Here is a 24493-nt window from a genome sequence, read left to right as displayed (position 1 = left end):
CCTCAGCCCGCCTCACCTTTCCCGGGCGTCGCCGCCTCACCCAACTCCGTGGAGATCCGCCCCAGTTGCTCCAGCCGCTGTTCCAGGGACGGGTGGGTCGAGAAGATCCGCTCGATGCCGGGCTCCTTGCCGGTGGCGGGGGTGAAGTAGAAGGCGTTGAAGGCCTGGGCGGTGCGCAGGTCCTTGGTGGGGATACGGGCGATCTCGCCGGAGACCTTGGTGAGCGCGGAGGCGAGTGCCGAGGGCCGGCCGGTGAGGAGGGCCGCCGCCCGGTCCGCCGCCAGCTCCCGGTACCGGGACAGGGCCCTGATCAGCAGGAAGCTGAGTGCGTACACGGCCGCCGAGACACCCATCACGGCGGCGAAGATCACGGCGGTGTTCTGGTCCTTCCGCCCGCCGAACAGCTGGCTGTAGAACGCGAACCGCACGATCAGCCCGGCGATCACGCCCAGGAACGAGGCGATGGTGATCACGGCGACGTCCTTGTGCGCCACGTGCGACAGCTCGTGTGCGAGCACACCCTCCAGCTCGGCGGGATCCAGCCGCCGCAGCAGCCCCGTGGTCACACACACCACGGCGTTGTCCGGGTTCCGGCCGGTGGCGAACGCGTTGGGCATGTCCATCGTGGACACCGCGATCACGGGCTTGGGCATGTCCGCGATGGCACACAGCCGGTCGACCACCGCATGCAGCTCGGGATACTCCTCGCGCCCCACGACCTTCCCGCGCATCGCGAACATCGCGATCTTGTCGGAGAACCAGAATTGCGCCACGAACATCACGGCGATCAGGGCCACGACCAGCAGCCAGGACTTCAGCAACACGATCAACGCGGCGAAGAAGGCCACGTACAGCAGTCCGAGCAGGAACATGGTGACCGTCATCCGCACGGTCAAGCGCCGGTCGCTCCGGAAACGACTCCGCATCTGCACCACCCCGCAGTCAGGCACTCGTCCCATCGTCCAGTGTGCACCCGGCCCGGCCCATGAAGCGGTCGCGATCAGCCCTGGGGCCGGCAAAGGCTCAGACCTTGAGACCGGCCTCCCACTTGAGCGTCCTCAACCCGTACGCGTCGAACAGACCCGCCCGGTCCAGCAGCTCACCCACCTCCGCCGACCCGCGCGGCACCTCCGCCGTCGGATGCCAGCGCAGTACGGACTGCCGGGCCCACTGCCGCAACTTGTCGTCCCGATCGTCGACCAGCGCGACGGCGGCCCGCAGCCTCACGAGCCCGCCGTGCGCGTTGAGCAGCCGGAACGCGGAGACCCGCGTCTCCCGGGCCCGCTCCACCGCCAGCCGCTCCAGCAGCCACCCGTCGTCCAGCATCCGCGCGGACGGCACCAGCGCCAGGGTCGCCTCCCGCACCACACCGGGCGCGGGATCGTCGAGCAGCGCCCGCAGCCGCCGTACGTCCAGGACGTCCAGCGCCCGCAACCCGCCCACGGCGCGCGCCCTGACCACCGGATCCGGATACGAGGTCAGCGCCCACAGCGCCTCGGCGTCCCGCCGGTCCCCGCACTCCGCGAGCCCGCTCACTGCGCCCGCCGACAGCGCGGCATCGCCGGCCTCGGCACACCGCCGCCGGTACCACTCCACCGGCTCGCCCCCGCACTGCCGTACGACATACCGCGCACAGGCCCGCACCACCGGGGCCCGGTCGTCAAGAAACCCGACCGCCCGCTGCCCGCGCCCGGCCCGCCGCAACGCGGTCACCCCGGCCGACCGCACCCGCGGATTGCGGGCGGCGAGCAGCGGTTCGAGTACGTCGTCGTCCGCGTCGCCCTCCGCCAAGGCGGCCAGGACGGCCTCCGCGCAGAGCCCTTGGACGACCGTGTCGCTGTCCCGGGCGGCGCTGCGGGCCAGCTCGACGGGGGAGAGGAAACCCTCCTCGACGGCGAGCCGGTGGGCGAAGCGGCGCACGGTGCGGTCGGCATGGGTGAGGAGCGGAAGCAGCGCCTCACGGTCCGCCGAGCGCAGCACCTTGTCGATCAGGCCGAGGGCGAAGTCACCCCGGTGCCGGATGCCGATGCGCAGGGCGAGCGGGGCCAGCGCGACCGCGGTCTCCACGGTGACCGCCTCGGCCCACCGCGTCCGGGCCCGGTCCCGCACCGGTTCGGCCCAGTCCGCGCACCGGATCACGACCAACGGCAACAACTCCGGCCGCCCCGCGACCTCTCCCAGGGCCCACTCGCGGATCCTGCCGTCCCGTTGGCACAGGCCGAGCGCGATCTGGCCGTCGGTCAGCGTCCACCCCTGTTCGGTCCGCTGCCAGGCCGGCAGCCAGGTGCCGTCGGCCGAGGACCAGGCACTGTGCCGCACCGCCTCGTCCAGCGCGATCCAGACAGCCGGGTCGGCCACGTCGAACATGGCCTCCCTGAGTACGGCCCCCTTCGCGAGGCGTGCCGCCGCCTGCTCCCCGTTCCAGATACTGTCCCGCACGTCCGCCCCTTGCCTGCTCAGCGCGCTAGAACGGACGGAAGTCCGCATAGCCCAGCACCAGAATGATCACTGCCACGGTCCCGAGGACGATGGCCGTCGACCTCCAGGACGAGCGGCTCGGTGTCCTCGGCTCCGGGTCGGCACGGAACGGCTGCGGCTTCGGCGGGTTCTCCTTCCAGCGGGCGGCGAGCATCCGGGCCCGGGCAGAGGGCTCCTTGAGCTCGGCCCCGTCGGCCCACTTGATGTCGAACTCCCGCTCGCCGTGCTCGTCCTGCGCGGACATCCCCGTATCCCCCGTCGTCGCCTGTCGAACAGCTGTGCAGGAAACGATACGACGGCGCCCCCGTCCCGGGAAACGGGAACGGGGGCGCCGCGAAGCCGCCGTAGGACTGGCCTACGGGCCGGTCACACGTCGAAGTACAGCTCGAACTCGTGCGGGTGCGGACGCAGCTGGAGCGGGGCGATCTCGTTCGTCCGCTTGAAGTCGATCCACGTCTCGATCAGGTCCGGCGTGAAGACGTCGCCCTGGAGGAGGAACTCGTGGTCGGCCTCGAGGCGGTCGAGGACGGCCGGGAGGGAGGTCGGGACCTGGGCGACGTTCGCGTGCTCCTCGGGAGCCAGCTCGTACAGGTCCTTGTCGATCGGCTCGGCCGGCTCGATCTTGTTCTTGATGCCGTCGAGGCCCGCGAGCAGCAGCGCCGAGAAGGCCAGGTACGGGTTGCCGGAGGAGTCGGGCGCACGGAACTCGACGCGCTTGGCCTTCGGGTTGGAGCCCGTGATCGGGATACGCATGGCCGCGGAGCGGTTGCGCTGCGAGTACACCAGGTTGATCGGCGCCTCGAAGCCCGGCACCAGACGGTGGTACGAGTTCACCGTCGGGTTGGTGAAGGCCAGCAGCGACGGGGCGTGCTTGAGGATGCCGCCGATGTAGTAGCGGGCGGTGTCCGACAGGCCCGCGTAACCGGCCTCGTCGTAGAAGAGCGGCTGGCCGCCGGTCCACAGCGACTGGTGGACGTGCATGCCCGAGCCGTTGTCACCGAAGATCGGCTTCGGCATGAAGGTCGCGGTCTTGCCGTTGCGCCAGGCGACGTTCTTCACGATGTACTTGAAGAGCTGGAGGTCGTCGGCCGCGGCGAGCAGCGTGTTGAACTTGTAGTTGATCTCGGCCTGGCCGGCGGTGCCCACCTCGTGGTGCTGGCGCTCGACCTGGAGACCGGACTTGGCCAGCTCGAGGGAGATCTCGGCACGCAGGTCGGCGAAGTGGTCGACCGGCGGAACCGGGAAGTAGCCGCCCTTGTAGCGGACCTTGTAACCGCGGTTGTCCTCCAGCGCACCGGTGTTCCAGGCGCCCGCCTCGGAGTCGATGTGGTAGAAGGACTCGTTCGACGAGGTGGCGAAGCGCACGCTGTCGAAGACGTAGAACTCCGCCTCGGGGCCGAAGTAGGCCGTGTCGGCGATGCCCGTCGACGCGAGGTACGCCTCGGCCTTCTTCGCCACGTTGCGCGGGTCACGGCTGTACTGCTCGCCGGTGATCGGGTCGTGGATGAAGAAGTTGATGTTCAGCGTCTTGTCGCGGCGGAAGGAGTCGACCCGGGCGGTCGACAGGTCCGCGCGCAGCGCCATGTCGGACTCGTGGATGGCCTGGAAGCCACGGATGGACGAGCCGTCGAACGCGAGCTCCTCGTCCGGGTCGAACGCCTCGACGGGCAGCGTGAAGTGCTGCATGACGCCCGGCAGGTCGCAGAAGCGGACGTCGACGAACTTGACGTCCTCGTCCGCGATGAACTTCTTGGCCTCGTCGGCGTTCTGGAACATCCAGCTCCTCCTACTCCCGACCGTTCCTGGACCGGGGTGGTAGTTCGTTCGTGCGGCCAGTGCGGTGGCACACGCTGTCCACGACCCTAGGGACGGGTGGTTTCTCGGGCGTGACCCATTTGTTTCGCACAAGTTAACCGGACATCGTGGGTCCCGCCCCACCTGTCCGTATCCCGAAACGCCGGCGGTACCGTGGACGCGTGGACAAGAGGGATGCAATCGGATCGTGGCTCTCGGGGCCCCGCGCGGCCGCCGAGGATGCCGGTGTCGACTTCGGATACCGCGGACAGCAGCTCGGTTTGCCGGAGGAGGGGCCGGGCTCGATCGCCCGCCCCGGACGGCGGCTGGGCGCACTCGCCGTGGACTGGGCGATGAGCGTCCTGATTGCATCCCAGTTGATCACTCAGAGCTACGGCGGCCCGTCGACCTCGAACTGGTCGCTGCTCGTCTTCTTCGTGATGGGCGTCCTCACCGTCGGCACCATCGGCTTCACCCCCGGCAAGCGCCTCTTCGGCCTGCGGGTGATCGCCCTCGACACCGGTCGCGTGAACCCGGCGCGCGCCCTCCTGCGCACGGTCCTGCTCTGCCTCGCCCTGCCGGCCCTGATCTGGGACCGCGACGGCAGGGGCCTGCACGACCGGCTGGCGAAGACCGTGGAAGTACGTATCTGACGAGGCCGATCCGCATCCGTTACGACGATGGGGGCGCCCGGTGTCACACCGGGCGCCCCCATCGTCGTAGGAGAGGATTCAGCGGGCCTTGGGCCCACCCTTCGGGAGTTTCATGCCCTTGGGCATGGGGCCCTTCGGCAACGGCATGTTGCTCATCAGGTCGCCCAACGCCCGCAGGCGGTCGTTCGTGGCGGTCACCTGGGGGCCGGTCAGCACGCGCGGCAGCTTGAGCATGGCGGTCCGCACCTTCTTGAGCGGGACCTGGCCCTCACCCGTGCCCACGACGATGTCGTGCACCGGCACATCCGCGACGATGCGGTTCATCTTCTTCTTCTCGGCGGCCAGCAGGCTCTTGACCCGGTTCGGGTTGCCCTCGGCGACCAGGACGATGCCGGCCTTGCCGACGGCCCGGTGCACCACGTCCTGACTGCGGTTCATCGCCACCGCGGGGGTCGTCGTCCAGCCCCGGCCGATGTTGTCCAGCACGGCCGCCGCGGCGCCAGGCTGCCCCTCCATCTGCCCGAACGCGGCCCGCTCGGCCCGGCGTCCGAAGATGATCGCCGTCCCGAGGAAGGCGAGCAGGAGGCCCAGGATGCCGAGGTAGACCGGGTGACCGATCAGGAAACCGATCGCGAGAAAGACACCGAGGATGAGGATGAAGACACCCGCGAGTACCAGGCCGATCTTCTTGTCGGCCTTGCGGGTCATCTTGTACGTCAGGGCGATCTGCTTCAGTCGCCCGGGGTTCGCGGCATCCGCCGCACTGTCACTTCTCGCCATGCCCCGAAGTCTACGTGGCCCCGCGGGCGCCGACGACGGCAGTGTCCGCCGTCGAAGGGGACGGTTCAGGAGCGGGCGATGACCGTCTCGGTGAGCGTCTGCTCCAGGACACGCTGCGCCTCGACCCTGTCCTTGGCGCGACGGCGGTCCTCCAGGACCGACGTCCAGGCATTGCGGCGGGCGGTCCGCTGACCGCTGCTCATGAGCACGGACTCGACGGCACGGAGTGCATCGGTGAACGACGGGATGGCGGTGGCGCGAACCGGCGCGGCCTGCATGATGGGGGTCCCCCTCGGGAGTGGCGGCTCTGGTGATTGGTGCACGGGCTGTACAGCCAGGGTCACTGAATGGTGTTACCAGGGCGTGACCGACCGGTCAAACGCCCATGAAGCCTTGATGTGCCGCCCGAAAACACAGACGCGGCCCCTAAGACCCCCCTATCTGCGGGGATGTCCGGGACCGCGTCAATCGGCCACTACCGAGCGGTAGTTGCTTGTGCTTGGATTCACACGTTTGGAGTGGCACTCCGTGCCATCCGGAGGTGCTCAGCCGGTGCTCAGACGGCCTGCGAAGCGACGTAAGAACCACGCTTCTCTACGGCCATCTGGTAGAGCCGGCCCGCCCGGTAGGAGGAACGGACGAGCGGCCCGGACATCACACCGGAGAAGCCGATCTGCTCGGCCTCGTCCTTCAGCTCCACGAACTCCTGCGGCTTGACCCAGCGTTCCACGGGGTGGTGGCGCACGGACGGACGCAGGTACTGGGTGATGGTGACGAGCTCGCAGCCGGCGTCGTGCAGCTGCTGGAGCGCCTCGCTGACCTCCTCGCGGGTCTCGCCCATGCCGAGGATCAGGTTGGACTTGGTCACCAGGCCGAAGTCGCGGGCCTCGGTGATGACCTTCAGGGAGCGCTCGTAGCGGAAGCCGGGGCGGATGCGCTTGAAGATCCGGGGGACCGTCTCGACGTTGTGCGCGAAGACCTCGGGGCGGGACTCGAAGACCTGCTGGAGCAGCTCCGGCACGGCGTTGAAGTCGGGAGCCAGCAGCTCGACCTTGGTCCGTCCGGCCTCACGGCCCGCGGTCTGCTCGTGGATCTGCCGAACGGTCTCGGCGTACAGCCACGCGCCGCCGTCCTCCAGGTCGTCACGCGCGACGCCGGTGATGGTGGCGTAGTTCAGGTCCATGGTGACCACGGACTCGCCGACGCGGCGCGGCTCGTCACGGTCCAGCGCCTCGGGCTTGCCGGTGTCGATCTGGCAGAAGTCGCAACGCCGGGTGCACTGGTCGCCGCCGATGAGGAAGGTCGCCTCGCGGTCCTCCCAGCACTCGTAGATGTTGGGGCAGCCGGCTTCCTGGCAGACCGTGTGCAGGCCCTCGCTCTTCACGAGTTTCTGCATCGCGGTGTACTCGGGACCCATTTTCGCCCGGGTCTTGATCCACTCGGGCTTGCGCTCGATGGGGGTCTGGGCGTTGCGGACCTCCAGGCGCAGCATCTTGCGTCCGTCGGGTGCGATTGCGGACACGACCGGCTCCCTAGCGTTGATTCTTCGGCGTGCTCAAGGGTACGCCCGTGGATTTGAAAGCCCGAGGCGGTGTTCAGGCTGCCGGTGTCTTCTCGATCACTCTCGGCTTCAGTTCCGCGTTCTCGAGTACGTCCTTCAGATGCCGCTCGACGACCGGCAGGACCTCGCCGATGGTCACGTCCCGGCCGAGCTCGCCCGCGAGGGAGGCGACCCCCGCGTCACGGATGCCGCAGGGGATGATCCGGTCGAACCACTTGTTGTCCGGGTTCACGTTCAGCGCGAAGCCGTGCATGGTCACGCCCTTGGCGACCCGGATGCCGATCGCCGCGATCTTGCGGTCCTCGCGGCGCTGCCCGGCGTTGGACGGGGCGTACTCCGGGCCGTTCATGCGCGGGTCGAACTCCTCGTCCATGAGCCGGGGGTCGAAGTCCAGGGACAGCCCGCCGATCGCCGGACGCGTCTCGACCGGGTCGCCCAGCACCCATACACCACTGCGGCCCTCGACCCGGCTGGTCTCCAGGCCGAACTCCGCGCACGTGCGGATCAGGGCCTCTTCCAGGCGCCGTACGTGCGCCACCACGTCCACCGGACGCGGGAGCTTCTGGATCGGGTAGCCCACGAGCTGGCCCGGACCGTGCCAGGTGATCTTGCCGCCGCGGTCCACGTCGATGACGGGGGTGCCGTCGAGGGGGCGCTCGCTGTCCGCGGTGCGCCGGCCCGCCGTATACACAGGGGGGTGTTCGAGCAGCAGGACCGTGTCGGGGATCTCGTCCTCGAACCGCGCCGCGTGCACCCGGCGCTGCTCGTCCCACGCCTCCTGGTACTCGACCGCGTCCGCACCGAAGCCCATACGGACGAACCGCAACCCACTCACGGCAAGCGCCTCCCTAGAAGGTCGTAAGGCACGAACGGTGCCCACGCCACTGTACGTCCGGCCCGCGGGCGTCAGCTCCGGGGGCAATCCTCACACGATCGGATGAACGAACGTCGAAGCGTGCGATCGTCTGCTCACTCTCCGCTACATTCGCCGTTCGCGCAGGCCATAGGGGCTGCTCACAGGGAATCCGGGCACCACGTGACCACGTGACGGCCCGAAAGGCAGGAGACCGCACCGCAGATGACGGAACGACCCGCGCAGCGCACTCCCAACCGACAGCTCGCCGCGCTCATCGCAGAAGCGGGGTTCTCCAACGCGGGTCTCGCCCGACGCGTGGACCAGCTCGGTCTCGAACACGGGCTGGATCTCAGATACGACAAGACGTCCGTGACCCGGTGGCTGCGCGGGCAACAGCCCCGCGGCACCACGCCCGCCCTCATCGCGGAGGTCTTCACCCGGCGTCTCGGCCGCCGGCTCTCGGCGCAGGACCTGGGCCTCGACGCCTGCGCGCCGGTCTATGCCGGCCTGGAGTTCGCCGCGGGTCCCGAGGAGGCCGTCGACATCGTCAGCGGGCTGTGGCGCAAGGACTCCGGCAGCCACGCCGAACTGCGCAAGATCGCCTTCACCCCCGCCGGACTGGTCGTGCCGAGCCGTGACTGGCTGATCGGCCGCCCCGACGACCGGGTCGCCCGCGGCGAGCCGGTCCGGATCCCTCCCCAGGGACGCCCGGTGGTGCCACGGCAGCGCGGCCAGGCCGAGCGCGCGCCCGGTCAGAAGGTCACCGGGGGCGACATCGCCGCGCTCGGCTCGGTCGGCGAGCTCTTCCGCACCCTCGACGACCAGTACGGCGGCGGCCACGCCCGGCAGGCCCTGGTGCGCTATCTGGAGCACGAGTGCGAGCCGATGCTGCGCGGCACCTACGGGGAGACGACCGGCCGCAGGCTGTTCGCCGCGGCGGCGGACCTGACCCGGCTCGCGGGCTGGACGTCGTACGACATCGCGGCGCACGGGCTCGCGCAGCGGTACTTCGTGCAGGCGCTGCGGCTCGCGCAGTCGGCGGGGGACCGGGCGTACGGGGCGTATGTGCTGGTCACGATGAGCCGGCAGGCCGTGTATCTGGGGCACGGCCGGGAGGCGATCCAGCTCGCGCGGGTGGCCCAGCAGGGCGTCGGTACGACGGCCCCGCCGGTCGTGCAGGCACTGCTGCACTCGGCCGAGGCGCGGGGACACGGGGTGCTGGGCGAGGTGCGGGCGTGCACGGCGTCACTGGTCCGCGCGGAGCGGGCCCTGGAGGCGGCGCGTCCCGGCGACGAGGTCCCGCACTGGGCGCGGTTCTTCGACGAGGCGCAGCTGGCGGACGAGTTCGGGCACTGCCACCGGGATCTGCAGCAGTTCCGGGCGGCGGCGCAACACGCCGAGCGGTCCCTGCAGTTGCGTGCGCCGGCGTATGCGCGGAGCCGGTTGTTCTGCCGGGTGGTGCTTGCCTCTGCGCGGCTGGGGCTGGGGGAGTTGGACCAGGCCTGTTCGCTGGCCGCGGAGGCAGCCGGGCAGGCGGCGGAGATGCGGTCGGTGCGGGCGGTGGAGTATGTGCGGGACTTCGAGCGGCGGTTGGAGCCGTACAAGGATGCGGCGCCGGTTCGGAGTTATCGGGACAAGGTCGCGGCACTGGGGTAGGGGTCTCGCCGTAACTCCGTACCGTTGTGTGCTGAGTGCCGGTCCGCTGTGGCTTGTCGCGCCCACGCGGCGGAGCCGCATATGGATACAGCCCCGCGCCCCTGAAGGGGCGCGGGTGACCCTTACGCTGCTTGAGCCGTAGGAGTCGGGTCTGCTCGATGCATGGAGCCCGACGCGCCCAGGTCCTTCAGGATTGCCGTGGCCGCCCTGTGGGCCGAGTGCAGGGCGCCCTGGACCGTGCTGGTGTCGCGGTGGTCGCCGCAGACGTACAGGCCGGCCAGCAGGCGTACCGTGCGGCGCAGGTCGTGCGGGGCGGGCATGGCCGGGACCGCCTCCGGGGTGTGGTGGACCGCGAGGGTCTCCCAGCGGTGCGTGGGGATGCCGTACAGGCGGGCCAGATGGGTGCGTACGGCCGTCTCCAGGTCCGCGGGGGGCGTGCCCAGGACCGTCGAGGAGATCAGGGCCCGGCCGGACGGGGCCCGGCTCGGGTCGACCTCGCTGATCACCGCCGTGTGGGCCACCGGGCCACCCCGGTCGGCGTCGAGCAGCAGCGCGGTACCCGTGCGGGGCGGTTCCTCCGTCGTGTGGTGGACGACCGTGACCGGGTGGAAGTCCGGCACCCGCAGCCCCGGCAGCAGCTCGGCCGCGGCCCGGGCGTCCGTCGCCAGCAGCACCGCCCGGCACCGGATCTCGCCGTGCTCGGCCGTGGTCACCGACGTCGTCGCGACGGACGTGACCCGCACCCCTGTGTGCACGGTTCCCGCCGGCAGCGTCTGCGCGAGCAGCTCAGGAAGCGTCTCCGCGCCACCCTCGGGCACACACAGCCGCCCACCCGCGAAGGCCCGCAGCGCGAGGTCGGCGCATCGGCTGGACGTCGTCAGCGCGGGGTCGCACAGCAGTGCGGCAAGCAGGGGACGCAGGAAGCCGTCGATCGTGCGCGCGGGCAGCCCCCGGGCCGCGAGCGCCTGCCCGGCCGGCAACTCGGGACGGGCGAGGAGGCGTTCGACGGGCACGGTGGAGTACCGGGTGAGCGCGGCACCGAGCCGGGCCTGGTCGACGGCACCGCCGAGTGGCGCGGTCGCGCGGGCGGCCCTGGACGCGGTCCCCTGACCTGGCAGCACCCGGAACGTGGCCCTGCGGGACGCGGCCCGCCGGGACGCGGCCACCAACCTCGGCCCCGGCATCCCCCGAGGGGCGCTCGCCAGGGCGCGCACCGCATGCAGTGCGCCCCTTGCGCTCCGGGCGCCCGCCGGAGCGTCCACCCGGTGATGACGTCCGTCGCCGTGCAGCAGGACGCCCGGCGCGAAGGGCCGCAGCACCAGCCCGTCGAGCCCGGGTGCGAGCCGGAGTTCGGGATACGCCGTGGACAGCAGCTGTCCGATCCGGTCGAGCCGGAAGCCGTCGACCTTCTCGGTCGACATCCGGCCGCCCACACACGGGGCGGCCTCCAACACCGCGACGGTCACTCCTTGGCTGGTCAGCCGATGCGCCGCGGAGAGTCCGGCGACCCCGGCTCCCACGATCACGACGTCCGCCTGGTACGCGGGCTCAAGCACGTGCCCCTCCTCGAGGTTGCGCGGCCGGTGGAGACGTCATGCCCCCAACAGGCTCCGGGGATACCCGAGTTCGGGTCGAGGGTAGGGCGGTGAACGGTCAGGAACAGTCGCGCATCGACAGAGCACGGTCGCACACCGGTCGCATGTCGTCACACACGGCCACCGGCACCCTCACGCCGCCCGGATCGCCCCCTCGATGTCCGGGAACGCGAACGTGAACCCCGACTCCAGCAGCCGCGTCGGACGCACCCGTGCGCTGCCCAGCACATCACCGGCCATCTCGCCGAGGACTGACCGCAGTACCGGCGCGGGGACGGCGAAAAGGGTCGGCCGGTGCAGCACGCGGCCCATGGCCTCGGTGATCTCACGGTTCGTCAGGGGCTCTGGGGCGGTGAGGTTGAAGGGTCCGGACAGCCCGTCGGTCTCCAGGAGATGGCGGATCGCGGCCACCTCGTCGTGCAGCGCGATGAACGACCAGTACTGCCGCCCGTCGCCCATCCGCCCGCCGAGCCCCGCCTGGAACAGCGGGAACAGCTTGCCCCAGGCCCCGCCCCCGCGGCCCACCACGAGCCCGGTGCGGGTGAACGCGGTCCGTACGCCGGCCTGTTGTGCGGGCGCGGCCGCTCCCTCCCACTCCACGCACAGCTCGGGCAGGAAGCCCTGTCCTGCGGGGGAGTTCTCGTCGACGACCCGGTCGCCGGTCTCGCCGTAGTAGCCCATGGCGCTGCCGTTCACGAAGACCCGGGGCGGCTTGTCCAGGGAGGCGACGGCCTTGGCGAGGGCGGTCGTGCCGTTGACCCGGCTGTCGTGGATCCGCTTCTTGTACGCGTCCGTCCAGCGGCGCGAACCGACCCCCGCCCCGGCGAGGTTGACCACGGCGTCGCATCCGGCGAGCCCGGCCGTGTCGACCCGCCCGGCCTCGGGGTCCCACCGGACCTCGGTGTCGTCCCGGGGCTCCCGGCGCACCAGCCGCACCACTTCGTGCCCGTCCGCGGTCAGGGACCGCGTCAGGGCCGAGCCGATCAGTCCGGATGCTCCGGCCACCGCGATTCTTGAAAGTTGCATGACTTCATCCTGCCTGGTGGGTGCGTAAGGGCGATGTCTGGTTCCGGTACACCCACCGTAGGGTGACGGTCATGTCCCAGCTGTCCATACGCCTCGCCCTCCCCGACGACGAAGAGGAACTGGCCCGCCTGGAGCGTGCCGAATGGTCGCCCCTGCACGACGTCCTGCCCGAGCAACAGCCGCCCTACCGGCCGTTCTTCGACGAGCGGCACCTCCCCGACGACTGTCTGGTCGCCGAGGCCGACCGCCGCATCCTGGGATACATCCGTCTGGGTTTCCCGACCGGGCTCGAGGCGAGCGCCCATGTGCGCCAGATCCAGGGCTTCGTCGTCAGCGCCCGGGCCCGGGGCCGCGGTGTCGGCCGGGCCCTGATCCGCGCGATCACCGAGGAGGCCCGGCGCCGGGGCGCCCGCCGTCTCACCCTGCGCGTCCTCGGGCACAACACGCCCGCGCGGGCGCTCTACGAGTCCGAGGGCTTCGCGGTCGAGGGCGTGCTGCCCGAGGAGTTCCTGCTGGCGGGGGAGTACGTCGACGACGTGCTCATGGGGCGCCGTCTCTGAGGACCTGGTCGGCCGCGGCGGTCGTACGGCGTCTGCGCACCACGAGGCAGAGCGCGACCCCCGCCACGAGCAGCGAGATCAGGAAGAACACCGGCACGGGAGCCTCCGGGGTGCCATGCGGAACCGGTGCGGGACCGGTGCCGTGCGAGACCGTCGCCCCATCATCCGGGAGGCCGCCGCGCTACGACGTGACCAGCTCGCCCGTGTCCACCGGCGACGTGGCGTCCGCCGCCTGCCGGGCGTCGCCCGCGACCTCGTCGACCGTCAGGACATAGCCCGTCTCGTCGTCGGAGGTGGAGCGGGCGAAGACCACGCCGTAGACCTGGCCGGATGTGGTCAGCAGCGGGCCGCCGGAGTTGCCGGGGCGGACGGTCGAGCGGATCGAGTAGATCTCGCGGGTGACGGTGGCGTCGCTGTAGATGTTCTGGCCGGTCGCCTTGACCCGGTTGGCCACCGTGGCCGCCTGGAGGTTCAGGTCACCGTCCTGCGGATAGCCCGCGACCACCGCGGAGTCGCCCCGCGAGGCGCTGTCGTCGAAGCGCAGCACCGGCGCCCGGAGATCCGGGACGTACAGCACGGCCACGTCCCTGTTCGGATCGAACAGCACCACCCGTGCCCTGTACGGCTGCCCGACCCCGCCGACCCGGACGCTCGGCTCGTCGATGCCGGCCACGACGTGGGCGTTGGTCATCACGTGCTGCGGGGCGTACACGAAGCCGCTGCCCTCGCGGCCCTGGGTGCCGGAGGCGCCCTCGATCTTGACGGTGCTGAGCTTGGCCGCGTTGGTGGCGGCGGCCGTGACGCTGTCGCCGGTGGGCTTGGCGACCTCGGCCGTCGACTCGTTCTCGAACGGGTTGAAGACCTGCGGGAAGCCCGCCTCGGTCAGCGCGGAGGTGGCCCGGGAGAACCAGTTCGGTGTGGTCTCCGGCATGGAGTCCTGGACGGCGCCGAGCAGGGCGGAGTCCCGGATGGCGGTGGTGACCAGCGGGGACGAGGAGGCGCCGAGCACGCTTGCGGCGACCCAGGCCACGATGAGCACGGCCACGGAGTTGGCGGCGGCCCCGCCGACCCCGTCCGCGACCCTCAGCGGCCCCTGGTCCAGCTCCCGGCGCAGCCTGAGCGCCAGCCGGCCCGCCAGCTCGTGCCCCACCGCGGCCGGGACCAGCACGGTCAGCACCGCGGTCACCGTCGCGGCCGTGCTGCCCGGGGCCACCAGGTCCATCATCCACGGCAGCACCCACACGCCCACGATCGCGCCGCCGACGAATCCGGCGAGCGAGACGCAGCCGGCCACCAGGCCGCGCCGGTAGCCGGAGGCCGCATAGGCGGCGATCACCAGCAACAGCAGGATGTCGAGCACGTCCACGGAGCCGCCCTTCTCTCTCGGAACCTTCAGTACGCAGGCGAGGCGTCCAGTGATCAGCTACGCGCACGCGTGGCCGGTTCCCGGCGGTACGCGCGCGTGCACCTGCAAAAACGTCGCGGACCAGGACGATGGTTCCACCGGGTGGCACAGCCCACATCGCGGACGGAGCGGATCGGGCCGAGAGTGGAACCATGCGTGTCCGAAGAGCGCGGGGTGTGCGACGGCGGCGGACGCCCCGAATACGTGAGGCGAGCCGGACAGGACTCGCCGCCCGAATACGCCACGCAAGCCTCGCGCTCCAAAACCGCCTCCCCCACAAACACCGCTCATCGCCGCAGGCCCATCGGCCGCCGCCGGACGTGAAGGGACCGCAGGACCGGCAGGCACCCCCTCCCCAGCAGCGGCCACAGCCCGCGGCCCCCGCTGACCCGGCGGTCCCCGTCCGACCCACCGTTCCTGCCGACCCGGCGGTCCCCGTCCGACCCGCCGTTCCCGCCGACCCGGCGGCCCCCGCCAAGCCCGAGACCCGCAGTCTTCCCGCCGGCCGTGTTCGGGCGGTACGGGTGCGCCCGTCTGCCCTGCGTGTGTTGCTCGGGTGTGTTCCCGGGCTCGGTGCCGTTCTCGGGCTTGTGCTGTGTGTCAGCGGCGTCGAGCGCTCGGTCGACGCCGGGCCCGCCCGGGTGGCCGAACCGGCCCGGCACGGGCTCGTGGCGCACCACGCTGCCAAGCCGCACATCGTGCCGCGGTCGGTGTGGGCCGCCGGCACCGGTGAGGCGAACTCCGCCGCCCGCACCCCACCGCCCCCGCACTACGACGACAAGGTGATCGCGGTCTTCGTGCACCACACCGACTCGCCCAACGACTACGACTGCGCCGACGTACCCCGCATCATCCGCTATATCGCCGCCGGCCAGACCGGCGCCCGGGACTGGGACGACATCGGCTACAACTTCCTCGTCGACCGCTGCGGCACCATCTACGAGGGCCGTGCGGGCGGCGTCGACCGGCCCGTCACCGGTGCCCACACCCAGGGCTTCAACCACCGCACGGCGGGCATCGCCGCCATCGGCACCTTCACCGCGGGCGTGTCCGTCCCGCGGGCGATGACCGACGCGATCGCCGCACTGGCCGCCTGGAAACTCGGCCTCACCGGCATCGACCCGCGCACCACCGTCCGTCTCACCTCCAGCAACAGCCTCAGCCGCTACGCCGCCGGCACCACCGCGAAGCTGCCCGCCCTCGCCGGCCACGGCGACGGCTACATGACGACCTGCCCCGGCGCCGCCCTCCGGGCACGCCTGCCGGAGATCAGGCAGAGGGCCGCCCGCCTCCAGGGTCGTACCTGAGCCGCCGACATCCCAGAGTCCCGTCGCCGGGTCATCTGCGCCCCAGATACACCCCCAACGCCCGCTGCAGCACCCTGCCCTGGAGCCCCACCGGCCGTTCCCACTCGCCGAGGTACTCCACGACCCGGCCGCCCGCCCCCGTCTTGAAGCGGAGCCGGCCCAGCAGTCGGTCCTCGCCGAGGGAGGGGTTCACGGAACGCAGGTCGTACGTCTCGGCACCGGCCGCCCGCGCATCGCACAGCATCCGCCACAACAGCGCGCTGCTGGGCCGCACTTCCCGCCCCCGGCGACCGGACGCGGCGTAGGAGTGCCAGACGCGGGAACCCACGTTGATCATCAGCGCGGCGGAGAGCACCTCGCCGTCGTACTCGGCGAGATAGAGCCGCAGCCGGTCGGAGTCCTCGGCGTTCATGGCCTCCCACATGCGCCGGAAGTACACCGGCGGGCGGGCCCGGAAGCCGTCGCGGGCGGCCGTCGAGGCATAGAGGCGGTAGAAGTCGGGCAGATCGGCGGCCGTCCCCCAGGAGACCCGGACACCCGCCGACTCGGCCGTGCGCAGGGACTGCTCGAAGTGCGGTGCGAGGGCTTCGCGCAGCTCGTCCACCGAGCGGCCCGCGAGCGGGATGTGACAGCCGTAGCGCGGCTGCCCGAGCCCGAACCCGCTGTCCTCGTCCTGCGCGCACCGCCGCCACCCCAGCCCGCGCAGCCGCTCCCCGGCGTCCAGCGCGAACCCGTCGACGCCGGCCGCGGGCACCTCGCGCACATGGCGTACGTCGGGGTCGGCGATGCCCGCCGTCACCGTCTCGGCGTCCCAGTGGCGCACGACGACGGGCGGGCCGATCCGCACCGAGAACGCCCCGCGCTTCTCCAGGTGGGCGACCAGGGGGTCCAGCAGGCGCTCCGGTCGCGGGTCGCGCCAGTCGATCGCGGGCCCGTCGGGGAGATAGGCCAGACAGCGCCGGGTGCCGGGCAGCGGCCGGTACAGGACCAGTGCCGTCGCGACGCTCGCCTCGCCCTCGAACCAGCCGACGCTCTCCGCCAGCCAGTCGGGCTTCACGTCGGCCCACTCGGGGATCTGGAGATGGCTCGCGTCGGGGTGCAGCCGCAGGTGGGCGAGATGTTCCTCGCGCGTGATCTCGCGCACGTACGGGCTGGTCATAGGCGGGGTGCTCCTGTTCGGGGCGGCCACGGTAAGCCGGGAGTCACGGCAGGGGTCAAGAGGCCCAGCCCTCACAGGTTTCTCGTAGGCGACTCAAGGACCACTCCGAAACAGCCGCCCTATCGTCATGCACACGCACTGACTGGAGGTGGGGAAGAAATGAACAGCAGTCACACGAATAAGACGGACACCACGGAGAAGGGCGGCGGCTGGACCCGGACCGCCCGCGGCCCCTGGGCGGTCCTCTGCGCCGTCGCGGCCGTGATCCTCGGCCCGGCCGCCGTCACCGCGTCCGCGCTCGACCAGGCCAACGCGGCCCCGATGCACCACGCGGTGAAGGCCGATCGGACACAGGCGTACATCCCGGCGGACACGACCCGGCGCAGGGCCACGGCGGCGGCCTGAACAGCGCCAGTGGCCTGACCGGGACTCAGCCCCTGAACCGCTCCCACAGCTTGGGATACCGCTCCGCCAGCACCCGGTCGCTCTCCAGGTCGACCGGCGCGCCGAGCGGCTCCGAGGTCGCGGGCGGGATGCCCAGATCGGGAGCGACGGTACCGGTGAGCTGCTCGTAGGCCTCGTCGGCCGCGTAGCCCAGTTCCTCGCCGTCGCCGTCGATCTCCTCGTCGAAGTCGGCCAGCAGATCGGCGAGCGAGTCGGGATCGTGCACGCCACCCTCGTACACCTCGCGCCCCTGGCCGATCAGCCAGCACCGGAAGGAGTCGAAGGCGTCGTCGCTCACCCCGTCCAGCAGGATCCAGGCGGCGCCCCACAGGTCCCAGGTGTACGCACGGTTGAAGCGGGCCTCGAAGTGACGGGCGAAGTCGAGGACCATCTCCGGGTCCAGCGCCAGGAGCCGGTCCACGAGCAGGTCGGCCTGGTCCTCGGGGTCTCCCTCGGCGGCCTCGCGGGTGGCGTCCACCAGCTCCCAGAACTCCGTCTCGTCCATCACGGGTCCAGCATCGGGCCTGGAGGGGTGGGGCGCACGTGGAGTGCGGCGGATTGTTATGTCCCGAACAGGGTCGTGTCCCTGCCGTAGAGCCCCACCAGACGTACGGCGTCACTCGCGAACCGCGCCCGCAGGCTCTCCGGAGCCAGCACCTCGGCCTCCGGCCCCAGCGACGCGAGCTGCGCGTGGGCGACCTCCTCGGACTCCACCGGCAGGGTCACCGTCACCCACCCGTCGTCGTCCGGCGGTCCGGCGGCCGCCAGTGCCTCCCGGGCGGGACCGGCGGGGTCGAAAACGTACGGCAGTCCACGCGCCCCTGCTCCGGACAGTCGTACGACGACCTCGGCCCGCAGGATCGAGCGCGCGAACTGTTCGGCGCGCTCCTCCCAGAAGGCGGGCAGGTCGAACTCCTCGTCGCGCACGAAGCGTTCCTCGGCGGCCGTCACCGCGATGAACCGGTCGATGCGGTACATGCGGAAGGAGCCGTTCCCCGGGATCCGCGCGCACAGGTACCAGACGCCCGCCTTGAGCACGAGCCCGTACGGCTCCAGCTCCCGCTCCACCGCGCGCTCCCGGCCGCGGTAGCGCGCGGTGACCCTTCTGTCGTCCCACACGGCGTCGGCGACGGCGGGCAGCAGCTCGGGGGACTTCGGCTCGGTGAACCAGTTGGGCGCGTCGAGATGGAACCGCTGAGCGGCCGTACGGGAGGCGTCGCTGAGGGAGGGGAGCAGCGCGGCGGACACCTTCAGCCGGGCGGCGGAGGCGGCGTCCTCGAGCCCCATCTCGCGCAGCGCGCCCGGCACGCCGGACAGGAACAGCGCCTCCGCCTCGCCGCGGGCCAGCCCGGTGAGGCGGGTGCGGTAGCCGCCGATGAGGCGGTAGCCGCCCGCCCTGCCCCGGTCCGCGTACACCGGAACCCCGGCCTCCGACAACGCCTGCGCGTCCCGCGTGACCGTTCGCTCCGACACCTCCAGCTCCCGCGCCAGCTCGGCGGCGGTCATGGAGGGACGGGATTGGAGGAGCAGCACCATTTTGATGAGCCGGGCAGCACGCATGGGGCCATGATGCCGGGGGCCACTGACAGCGAAGGGGTACGGCGGCCGCCGTACCCCTTCATCACGCTCGGGCTCTCACAGCCCGTACTTCTCCCGCGCTTCCTTCACGGCCGTTGCCTTCACCTCACCGCGCCGGGCGAGCTGGGCCAGAGCCGCGACCACGACGGACTCCGCGTCGACGCCGAAGTGGCGGCGGGCGCCCTCGCGGGTGTCGGAGAGGCCGAAGCCGTCCGCGCCGAGCGAGGACCAGTCCTGCTCGACCCACTGCGCGATCTGGTCCGGGACCTGGCGCATGTAGTCGGAGACCGCGAGGACCGGGCCCTCGGCGCCGTGCAGCGCCTGACGGACGTACGGGACCCGCTCCTCGCCGCGCAGCAGACCGGCGTCGGCCTCCAACGCGTCACGGCGCAGTTCCGTCCAGGACGTCGCGGACCACACGTCGGCCGCCACACCCCACTCCTCGGCCAGCATCCGCTGCGCCTTCAGCACCCAGTGGATCGCCGTGCCGGAGCCCAGCAGCTGGATGCGCGGGGCGTTGGCGACCGGGGAGAGGCCCGCGGACTCCGCCGTGTTGAAGCGGTACAGGCCCTTGACGATGCCCTCGTCGATGCCGGGAACGGACGGCTTGGCGGGCTGCGGAAGCGGCTCGTTGTAGACCGTCAGGTAGTAGAAGACGTTCGGGTCCTCGCCGGGCGCCGCCTCGCCGTACATACGGCGGATGCCGTCGCGCACGATCGTGGCGACCTCGTAGGCGAACGCCGGGTCGTACGACAGCGCCGCCGGGTTCGTCGCCGCGATCACCGGCGAGTGGCCGTCCGCGTGCTGCAGGCCCTCGCCCGTCAGCGTGGTACGGCCTGCGGTGGCACCGACCAGGAAGCCGCGGCCCAGCTGGTCGCCGAGCTGCCACATCTGGTCGGCCGTGCGCTGCCAGCCGAACATCGAGTAGAAGATGTAGAACGGGATCATCGCCTCGCCGTGCGTCGCGTACGCGGTGGACGCGGCGATGAAGTCGGCCATCGAACCGGCCTCGGTGATCCCCTCGTTGAGGATCTGGCCGTTCTGGGCCTCCTTGTAGTACATCAGCTGGTCGCGGTCGACCGGCTCGTACGTCTGGCCCTTGGGGGAGTAGATCCCGAGCGACGGGAACAGCGACTCCATACCGAAGGTGCGCGCCTCGTCGGGGACGATCGGCACCCAGCGCTTGCCGGTCTCCTTGTCGCGGACCAGGTCCTTGATGAGCCGTACGAAGGCCATCGTCGTCGCGACGTTCTGCGTACCCGAGCCCTTGTCGAAGGACGCGAACGCCTTGTCCGCCGGGGCCGGCAGCGGGGCCACCGGGTGCACACGGCGGGCCGGGGCCGGACCGCCGAGGGCCGCGCGGCGCTCCTGGAGGTAGCGGACCTCGGGGGAGTCGGCGCCCGGGTGGCCGTAAGGGACCACGCCGTCGACGAAGTCACTGTCCCTGATGGGCAGTTCAAGCAGGTCACGCATGGTCTTGAACTCGTCCACCGTCAGCTTCTTCATCTGGTGGTTGGCGTTCTTCGACGCGAAGCCCTCGCCGAGGGTGTGGCCCTTGACCGTCTGGGCCAGGATGACCGTCGGCGCGCCCTTGAACTCGACGGCGGCCTTGTAGGCGGCGTACACCTTGCGCGCCTCGTGGCCACCGCGGGAGAAGTGGAAACACTCGAGGATCTTGTCGTCGGACAGCAGCTTCGCCATCTCGACGAGGGCCGGGTCCTTGCCGAAGAAGTCCTGGCGGATGTAGGCGGCGTCGCGCGTCTGGTACGTCTGCACCTGCGCGTCGGGTACCTCGCGGAGCCGTCGTACGAGCGCGCCCGTGGTGTCGAGCCGGAACAGCTCGTCCCAGGCGTTGCCCCACAGCGACTTGATGACGTTCCAGCCGGCGCCGCGGAACTGGGCCTCCAGCTCCTGCACGATCTTGAAGTTCGCGCGGACCGGGCCGTCGAGGCGCTGCAGGTTGCAGTTGATGACGAAGGTGAGGTTGTCGAGTCCCTCGCGGCTTGCGAGCGCGAGTGCCGCCGTGGACTCCGGCTCGTCCATCTCGCCGTCGCCGAGGAAGGCCCAGACGTGGGATTCCGAGACGTCCTTGATGCCGCGGGCCGTCAGGTAGCGGTTGAAGCGCGCCTGGTAGATCGCGGAGAGCGGGCCGAGGCCCATCGACACCGTCGGGAACTCCCACAGCCAGGGCAGCCGGCGGGGGTGCGGGTACGACGGGAGGCCGTTGCCGCCCGACTCGCGGCGGAAGTTGTCGAGCTGCTGCTCGTCCAGCCGACCGTCGAGGAAGGCGCGGGCGTAGATGCCGGGGGAGGCGTGGCCCTGGATGTAGAGCTGGTCGCCGGACCCGTCGGCCTCCTTGCCCTTGAAGAAGTGGTTGAAGCCGGTCTCGTAGAGCCAGGCCGCGGAGGCGAAGGTGGCGATGTGGCCGCCGACGCCGTACTTGGAGCCGCGGGTGACCATCGCGGCCGCGTTCCAGCGGTTCCACGCGGTGATCTTCCGCTCCATCTCCTCGTCACCGGGCGCGGACGGCTCGGCGGCGGTGGGGATGGTGTTGACGTAGTCGGTCTCGAGGAGCTTCGGCAGCGCGATGCCGTTGCCCTCCGCCCTCTCCAGCGTGCGGCGCATCAGGTACGCGGCTCGGTGCGGGCCGGCCGCCTTGGCGACCGCGTCCAGGGAGGCCTGCCATTCGGCGGTCTCCTCGGGGTCCCGGTCGGGGAGCTGGTCGAGCTCGCTCGGCTGGATGGCGATGGGGTCGGTCATGTCGCCGCCTTCCTCAGTCGAAGGGGGTTCCCTCAATCAGGCAGGGTTTCGGGGGTGCCCTTTGTCTTTGGCAGGACAGGGCGGAGGGCCCCGGTAAGGGCCCTGCGACGACTGTAACTCGCTGATCGATGATCGATCAAAGGGTTGAGAGGCAAAACTTCTCGATGACGAGAAAGTAGGCACGGGGTGCCTCGGACGGAGACACCGGGTGCCTTGATTTTGAAGGGTTTTCGCAGGTGAGCGCGGGTGTGCTCGACTGCCTCAGGCCCGTGGCGCGCAGCCCAGGACGTGCGCCTTCACGATCTCCGGGATCCGCGGGTCCCGGCGCTTGAACGCCGCCACCAGCTCCTCGTGCTCCTCCGCGTACGACTGCTGGACCGTCCCAAGCCAGCGGATCGACAGGGCGGTGAAGACCTCGATGCCCAGGCCCTCCCAGGTGTGCAGCAGCACCGAGTTGCCGGCCGCCCGCACCAGCTCGCGGTGGAAACCCACCGTGTGCCGCACCTGCCCCGTGCCGTCCGAGTCGCGGTCGGCCTCGTAGAGTGCGGCGACATGCGGTTCCAGCGCCGAGCAGTCCTGCGCCAGCCGCTCCGCCGCCAGCTCCGCCGCGATGGCCTCCAGACCGGCCCGCACGGGGTAGCTCTCCTCCAGGTCGGCCGCCGTCAGATTCCGCACCCGTACGCCCTTGTTCGGCGCCGACTCGATCAGCCGCAGCGACTCCAGCTCGCGCAGCGCCTCCCGCACCGGCGTCTGGCTGACCTCCAGCTCGGTCGCGATACGGCGCTCCACGATCCGCTCGCCCGGCTGCCAGCGCCCGCTGACGATCCCCTCCACGATGTGCTCGCGGATCTGTTCGCGCAGCGAGTGGACGACGGGCGCGGTCATGAGAGCTCCTTAAGGGCGTTTGACGTTTAGACAATAAGGCCGAGTGCCCGTCCGGGAGGGGCGCACGGGGGCGCTTTCATGCAGGTGAGACGAGGCTTACACGCTCCCAGCCGCACGACTTCTGTCAAGGCACGGAACCCCACGGCTGCGAGAAGTGTCGCGTTGGTCAGGGGTTCCCGCGCGGGGCGCCCCTTCGCACCACAGGGGGGCGCATGAACATCGGGGGACAGCGCGGGCTGGCGTTCGCGGCCGTGATCGGGGCGGTCGTCGCCGTGACGGGCTGCGGCCAGTCGGTCACACGGGCGACGGCCGACGTGACACCGAGCAGTACCGAGGCCATCGCCCACCTGGCCGGTGCCACCCGCGGCACCGGCGCCGCCTGCGTCTTCGTCAAGCCCGACGGGGCGCAGAAGTTCGGGCACGTCGGCTGGGGCTTCAAGGTCCCGGGCACCGGACGCTGGGTCTACGGCGCCGTCGAGAACCCGAGCGCGAAGCTGTACACCCCGCCGAGCGGGGACATCGGGGCCTGGCACGCGGAGGGTTCGTACGACCGCATGCTCAGCGACATGTCCACCGACGCCTACTACCCGGGCACCTCCGAACACCCCTACAGCCGCTACCGCTGCACCAGGTCCTCGTCCCACGACGTCAACAACGCCCGCGCCATGATCCGCAGGGTCGAAGCCCGCGGCTTCCTCGTCGGGGTCGACCCGAGGACCGGGAAGCTCACCTCGCGCGACTGCCTGGACGCCACCTACGACGTCCTGAAGGCGTACCGCACGAGGCACCTCCCACCCGCGCCCGAGCTCTCCGTCCCCAACGTGTGGGTGGAGGAGCTGTGGGGCTGGTCGGACCGGACGCTGACGCCCCGGTGAGACGACGGTGCCCCGTCCGGAGAGCTCCGGACGGGGCACCGTACAGGCACTGCTGAGGCTTACAGACCGAGCTCGACCTCGAACTCGCCCGCCTCAAGGATCGCCTTGACCGCGGTCAGGTAACGGGCCGCGTCGGCGCCGTCCACCAGACGGTGGTCGTAGGAGAGGGTCAGGTAGGTCATGTCGCGGATGCCGATGACCGTGCCCTCCTCGGTCTCGATGACCGCCGGACGCTTGACCGTGGCACCGATACCGAGGATCGCGACCTGGCCCGGCGGCACGATGATCGTGTCGAAGAGCGCACCGCGCGAACCGGTGTTGGAGATGGTGAAGGTCGCGCCGGACAGCTCGTCGGGCGTGATCTTGTTGGCGCGGACCTTGCCCGCCAGGTCGGCCGTGGCCTTGGCGATACCGGCGATGTTGAGGTCACCGGCGTGCTTGATGACCGGGGTCATCAGGCCCTTCTCCGAGTCCACCGCGATACCGATGTTCTCGGTGTCGAAGTAGGTGATCGTGCCCTCGTCCACGTTGATCCGCGCGTTGACGGGAGCGTGCGCCTTCAGCGCCTGGGCCGCGGCCTTGACGAAGAACGGCATCGGGGAGAGCTTGACGCCCTCGCGGGCCGCGAACGCGTCCTTGGCCCGGGCGCGCAGCTTCATCAGGCGGGTGACGTCGACCTCGACGACCGAGGACAGCTGCGCCTGCTCGTGCAGCGCCTTGACCATGTTGTCGCCGATGACCTTGCGGATGCGGGGCATCTTGACGGTCTGGCCACGGAGGGGAGAGGCCTCCAGCGTCGGCGCCTTCTTGGCGGCGGCCGGAGCGGCGGCAGCGGCGGGAGCCGGAGCGGCAGCAGCGGCCTTCGCGGCCTCGGCGGCGGCGATGACGTCCTGCTTGCGGACCCGGCCGCCGACGCCGGTACCCTTGACGGTTGCCAGGTCGACGCCGTTCTCGGCGGCGAGCTTGCGCACCAGCGGGGTCACGTAGGCGCCGTCGTCACCGGAGGTCGCGGCGGGAGCCGGGGCCGGGGTGACGGGGGCGGGAGCCGGAGCGGCGGGCGCCGGGTCGGGAGCCGGAGCCGTCTGCTGCTGCGGGGCCGGAGCCGAGGGCGCCTGCGGGGC

At 71.1% G+C, this 24493-nt stretch carries 23 protein-coding genes; 6 read left to right on the top strand and 17 right to left on the bottom strand.

Annotated features, from left to right (window positions below; all coding sequences use genetic code 11):
• Positions 1–2: 2 nt before the first annotated feature.
• The 4 genes from htpX to glnA all read right to left on the bottom strand — a co-directional run bounded on the left by htpX (position 3) and on the right by glnA (position 4254).
• The gene (htpX, locus tag BFN33_RS35585) at positions 3–926 is read right to left on the bottom strand and encodes a zinc metalloprotease HtpX (RefSeq protein WP_069764689.1); all 924 of its coding nucleotides are present in this window, start codon (positions 924–926) and stop codon (positions 3–5) included.
• A 97-nt stretch (positions 927–1023) separates the two neighbouring features.
• On the bottom strand, positions 1024–2367 hold the full coding sequence (locus BFN33_RS35580; RefSeq protein ID WP_069764688.1) for a hypothetical protein: 1344 nt from the start codon (positions 2365–2367) through the stop codon (positions 1024–1026).
• Between the two features lie 97 nt (positions 2368–2464).
• Positions 2465–2722, bottom strand: a complete 258-nt coding sequence (locus tag BFN33_RS35575; RefSeq protein WP_069764326.1) for a hypothetical protein — start codon at positions 2720–2722, stop codon at positions 2465–2467.
• Between the two features lie 122 nt (positions 2723–2844).
• On the bottom strand, positions 2845–4254 hold the full coding sequence (gene glnA, locus BFN33_RS35570; RefSeq protein ID WP_057611742.1) for a type I glutamate--ammonia ligase: 1410 nt from the start codon (positions 4252–4254) through the stop codon (positions 2845–2847).
• 200 nt (positions 4255–4454) lie between these two features.
• Here glnA and BFN33_RS35565 point away from each other — a divergent pair, with 200 nt between their 5' ends.
• Positions 4455–4925, top strand: coding sequence for an RDD family protein (locus BFN33_RS35565; protein WP_069764325.1), 471 nt, complete (start codon positions 4455–4457; stop codon positions 4923–4925).
• 78 nt (positions 4926–5003) lie between these two features.
• On the opposite strand, the gene BFN33_RS35560 is transcribed toward BFN33_RS35565, so the two are convergent.
• The 4 genes from BFN33_RS35560 to lipB form a co-directional block, all read right to left on the bottom strand.
• Positions 5004–5705 carry a DUF4191 domain-containing protein gene (locus tag BFN33_RS35560; protein ID WP_069764324.1) on the bottom strand — a complete coding sequence of 234 codons (702 nt, stop codon included), beginning with the start codon at positions 5703–5705 and terminating at the stop codon, positions 5004–5006.
• 65 nt (positions 5706–5770) lie between these two features.
• Entirely contained in the window at positions 5771–5983 is a 213-nt protein-coding gene (locus BFN33_RS35555) for a hypothetical protein (protein WP_062037662.1), read from the bottom strand.
• Positions 5984–6261: 278 nt separating this feature from the next.
• Positions 6262–7227 carry a lipoyl synthase gene (gene lipA, locus BFN33_RS35550; RefSeq protein ID WP_069764323.1) on the bottom strand — a complete coding sequence of 322 codons (966 nt, stop codon included), beginning with the start codon at positions 7225–7227 and terminating at the stop codon, positions 6262–6264.
• A gap of 73 nt (positions 7228–7300) precedes the next feature.
• A complete protein-coding gene (gene lipB / locus BFN33_RS35545; RefSeq protein ID WP_069764322.1) occupies positions 7301–8101 on the bottom strand; it encodes a lipoyl(octanoyl) transferase LipB in 801 nt (266 codons plus the stop codon).
• Between the two features lie 243 nt (positions 8102–8344).
• Here lipB and BFN33_RS35540 point away from each other — a divergent pair, with 243 nt between their 5' ends.
• Positions 8345–9778 (top strand): regulator, encoded by a 1434-nt coding sequence (locus BFN33_RS35540; protein WP_069764321.1) that lies wholly within the window; start codon positions 8345–8347, stop codon positions 9776–9778.
• A gap of 122 nt (positions 9779–9900) precedes the next feature.
• Here BFN33_RS35540 and BFN33_RS35535 read toward each other — a convergent pair whose 3' ends face one another.
• Entirely contained in the window at positions 9901–11334 is a 1434-nt protein-coding gene (locus BFN33_RS35535; protein WP_069764320.1) for an NAD(P)/FAD-dependent oxidoreductase, read from the bottom strand.
• Between the two features lie 171 nt (positions 11335–11505).
• Positions 11506–12399, bottom strand: a complete 894-nt coding sequence (locus BFN33_RS35530; protein WP_176742537.1) for a TIGR01777 family oxidoreductase — start codon at positions 12397–12399, stop codon at positions 11506–11508.
• A gap of 71 nt (positions 12400–12470) precedes the next feature.
• Between BFN33_RS35530 and BFN33_RS35525 the strand changes: the two genes are divergently transcribed.
• The gene (locus tag BFN33_RS35525) at positions 12471–12959 is read left to right on the top strand and encodes a GNAT family N-acetyltransferase (protein WP_069764318.1); all 489 of its coding nucleotides are present in this window, start codon (positions 12471–12473) and stop codon (positions 12957–12959) included.
• Between the two features lie 181 nt (positions 12960–13140).
• Here the strand turns inward: BFN33_RS35525 and BFN33_RS35520 are convergent, their stop codons facing one another.
• Positions 13141–14325 (bottom strand): MarP family serine protease, encoded by a 1185-nt coding sequence (locus BFN33_RS35520; protein ID WP_069764317.1) that lies wholly within the window; start codon positions 14323–14325, stop codon positions 13141–13143.
• 680 nt (positions 14326–15005) lie between these two features.
• On the opposite strand from BFN33_RS35520, the gene BFN33_RS35515 reads away from it, so the two are divergent.
• Positions 15006–15671, top strand: a complete 666-nt coding sequence (locus BFN33_RS35515; RefSeq protein ID WP_370743348.1) for a peptidoglycan recognition protein — start codon at positions 15006–15008, stop codon at positions 15669–15671.
• A gap of 31 nt (positions 15672–15702) precedes the next feature.
• Here the strand turns inward: BFN33_RS35515 and BFN33_RS35510 are convergent, their stop codons facing one another.
• Entirely contained in the window at positions 15703–16830 is a 1128-nt protein-coding gene (locus tag BFN33_RS35510) for a peptidoglycan bridge formation glycyltransferase FemA/FemB family protein (protein ID WP_069764315.1), read from the bottom strand.
• A 159-nt stretch (positions 16831–16989) separates the two neighbouring features.
• On the opposite strand from BFN33_RS35510, the gene BFN33_RS35505 reads away from it, so the two are divergent.
• Positions 16990–17235, top strand: a complete 246-nt coding sequence (locus BFN33_RS35505) for a hypothetical protein (RefSeq protein WP_069764314.1) — start codon at positions 16990–16992, stop codon at positions 17233–17235.
• Positions 17236–17260: 25 nt separating this feature from the next.
• Here the strand turns inward: BFN33_RS35505 and BFN33_RS35500 are convergent, their stop codons facing one another.
• From BFN33_RS35500 to BFN33_RS35485, 4 genes are all read right to left on the bottom strand, one after another.
• A complete protein-coding gene (locus BFN33_RS35500) occupies positions 17261–17779 on the bottom strand; it encodes a DUF4240 domain-containing protein (RefSeq protein WP_069764313.1) in 519 nt (172 codons plus the stop codon).
• A gap of 56 nt (positions 17780–17835) precedes the next feature.
• Positions 17836–18834, bottom strand: a complete 999-nt coding sequence (locus tag BFN33_RS35495; RefSeq protein WP_069764312.1) for a YafY family protein — start codon at positions 18832–18834, stop codon at positions 17836–17838.
• A 75-nt stretch (positions 18835–18909) separates the two neighbouring features.
• The gene (aceE, locus tag BFN33_RS35490; protein ID WP_069764311.1) at positions 18910–21612 is read right to left on the bottom strand and encodes a pyruvate dehydrogenase (acetyl-transferring), homodimeric type; all 2703 of its coding nucleotides are present in this window, start codon (positions 21610–21612) and stop codon (positions 18910–18912) included.
• 261 nt (positions 21613–21873) lie between these two features.
• Positions 21874–22497: a GntR family transcriptional regulator gene (locus BFN33_RS35485; RefSeq protein ID WP_020115869.1), complete on the bottom strand. Its 624-nt coding sequence runs from the start codon at positions 22495–22497 to the stop codon at positions 21874–21876.
• 212 nt (positions 22498–22709) lie between these two features.
• On the opposite strand from BFN33_RS35485, the gene BFN33_RS35480 reads away from it, so the two are divergent.
• Positions 22710–23372: a hypothetical protein gene (locus BFN33_RS35480; protein ID WP_069764310.1), complete on the top strand. Its 663-nt coding sequence runs from the start codon at positions 22710–22712 to the stop codon at positions 23370–23372.
• A 59-nt stretch (positions 23373–23431) separates the two neighbouring features.
• On the opposite strand, the gene sucB is transcribed toward BFN33_RS35480, so the two are convergent.
• A partial coding sequence (gene sucB / locus BFN33_RS35475) for a 2-oxoglutarate dehydrogenase, E2 component, dihydrolipoamide succinyltransferase (protein WP_069764309.1) occupies positions 23432–24493 on the bottom strand: 1062 nt, incomplete at its 5' end.

The sequence above is a fragment of the Streptomyces sp. LUP47B genome, assembly GCF_001746295.1.
Taxonomy (GTDB): domain Bacteria; phylum Actinomycetota; class Actinomycetes; order Streptomycetales; family Streptomycetaceae; genus Streptomyces.
Note: the sequence above shows the minus strand (reverse complement) of the source record. Positions and strands in the feature narration are given on the sequence as shown.

Bases quoted from the DNA above. Each gene is read 5' to 3' on its own strand.
- BFN33_RS35500 (WP_069764313.1), bottom strand. From the start codon at position 17,779: ATGGACGAGACGGAGTTCTGGGAGCTGGTGGACGCCACCCGCGAGGCC.
- aceE (WP_069764311.1), bottom strand. From the start codon at position 21,612: ATGACCGACCCCATCGCCATCCAGCCGAGCGAGCTCGACCAGCTCCCC.
- BFN33_RS35555 (WP_062037662.1), bottom strand. From the start codon at position 5,983: ATGCAGGCCGCGCCGGTTCGCGCCACCGCCATCCCGTCGTTCACCGAT.
- BFN33_RS35575 (WP_069764326.1), bottom strand. From the start codon at position 2,722: ATGTCCGCGCAGGACGAGCACGGCGAGCGGGAGTTCGACATCAAGTGG.
- glnA (WP_057611742.1), bottom strand. From the start codon at position 4,254: ATGTTCCAGAACGCCGACGAGGCCAAGAAGTTCATCGCGGACGAGGAC.
- BFN33_RS35485 (WP_020115869.1), bottom strand. From the start codon at position 22,497: ATGACCGCGCCCGTCGTCCACTCGCTGCGCGAACAGATCCGCGAGCAC.
- htpX (WP_069764689.1), bottom strand. From the start codon at position 926: ATGCGGAGTCGTTTCCGGAGCGACCGGCGCTTGACCGTGCGGATGACG.
- BFN33_RS35540 (WP_069764321.1), top strand. From the start codon at position 8,345: ATGACGGAACGACCCGCGCAGCGCACTCCCAACCGACAGCTCGCCGCG.
- BFN33_RS35525 (WP_069764318.1), top strand. From the start codon at position 12,471: ATGTCCCAGCTGTCCATACGCCTCGCCCTCCCCGACGACGAAGAGGAA.
- BFN33_RS35480 (WP_069764310.1), top strand. From the start codon at position 22,710: ATGAACATCGGGGGACAGCGCGGGCTGGCGTTCGCGGCCGTGATCGGG.
- BFN33_RS35510 (WP_069764315.1), bottom strand. From the start codon at position 16,830: ATGACCAGCCCGTACGTGCGCGAGATCACGCGCGAGGAACATCTCGCC.
- BFN33_RS35560 (WP_069764324.1), bottom strand. From the start codon at position 5,705: ATGGCGAGAAGTGACAGTGCGGCGGATGCCGCGAACCCCGGGCGACTG.
- BFN33_RS35505 (WP_069764314.1), top strand. From the start codon at position 16,990: ATGAACAGCAGTCACACGAATAAGACGGACACCACGGAGAAGGGCGGC.
- BFN33_RS35580 (WP_069764688.1), bottom strand. From the start codon at position 2,367: ATGTTCGACGTGGCCGACCCGGCTGTCTGGATCGCGCTGGACGAGGCG.
- BFN33_RS35530 (WP_176742537.1), bottom strand. From the start codon at position 12,399: ATGCAACTTTCAAGAATCGCGGTGGCCGGAGCATCCGGACTGATCGGC.
- BFN33_RS35495 (WP_069764312.1), bottom strand. From the start codon at position 18,834: ATGCGTGCTGCCCGGCTCATCAAAATGGTGCTGCTCCTCCAATCCCGT.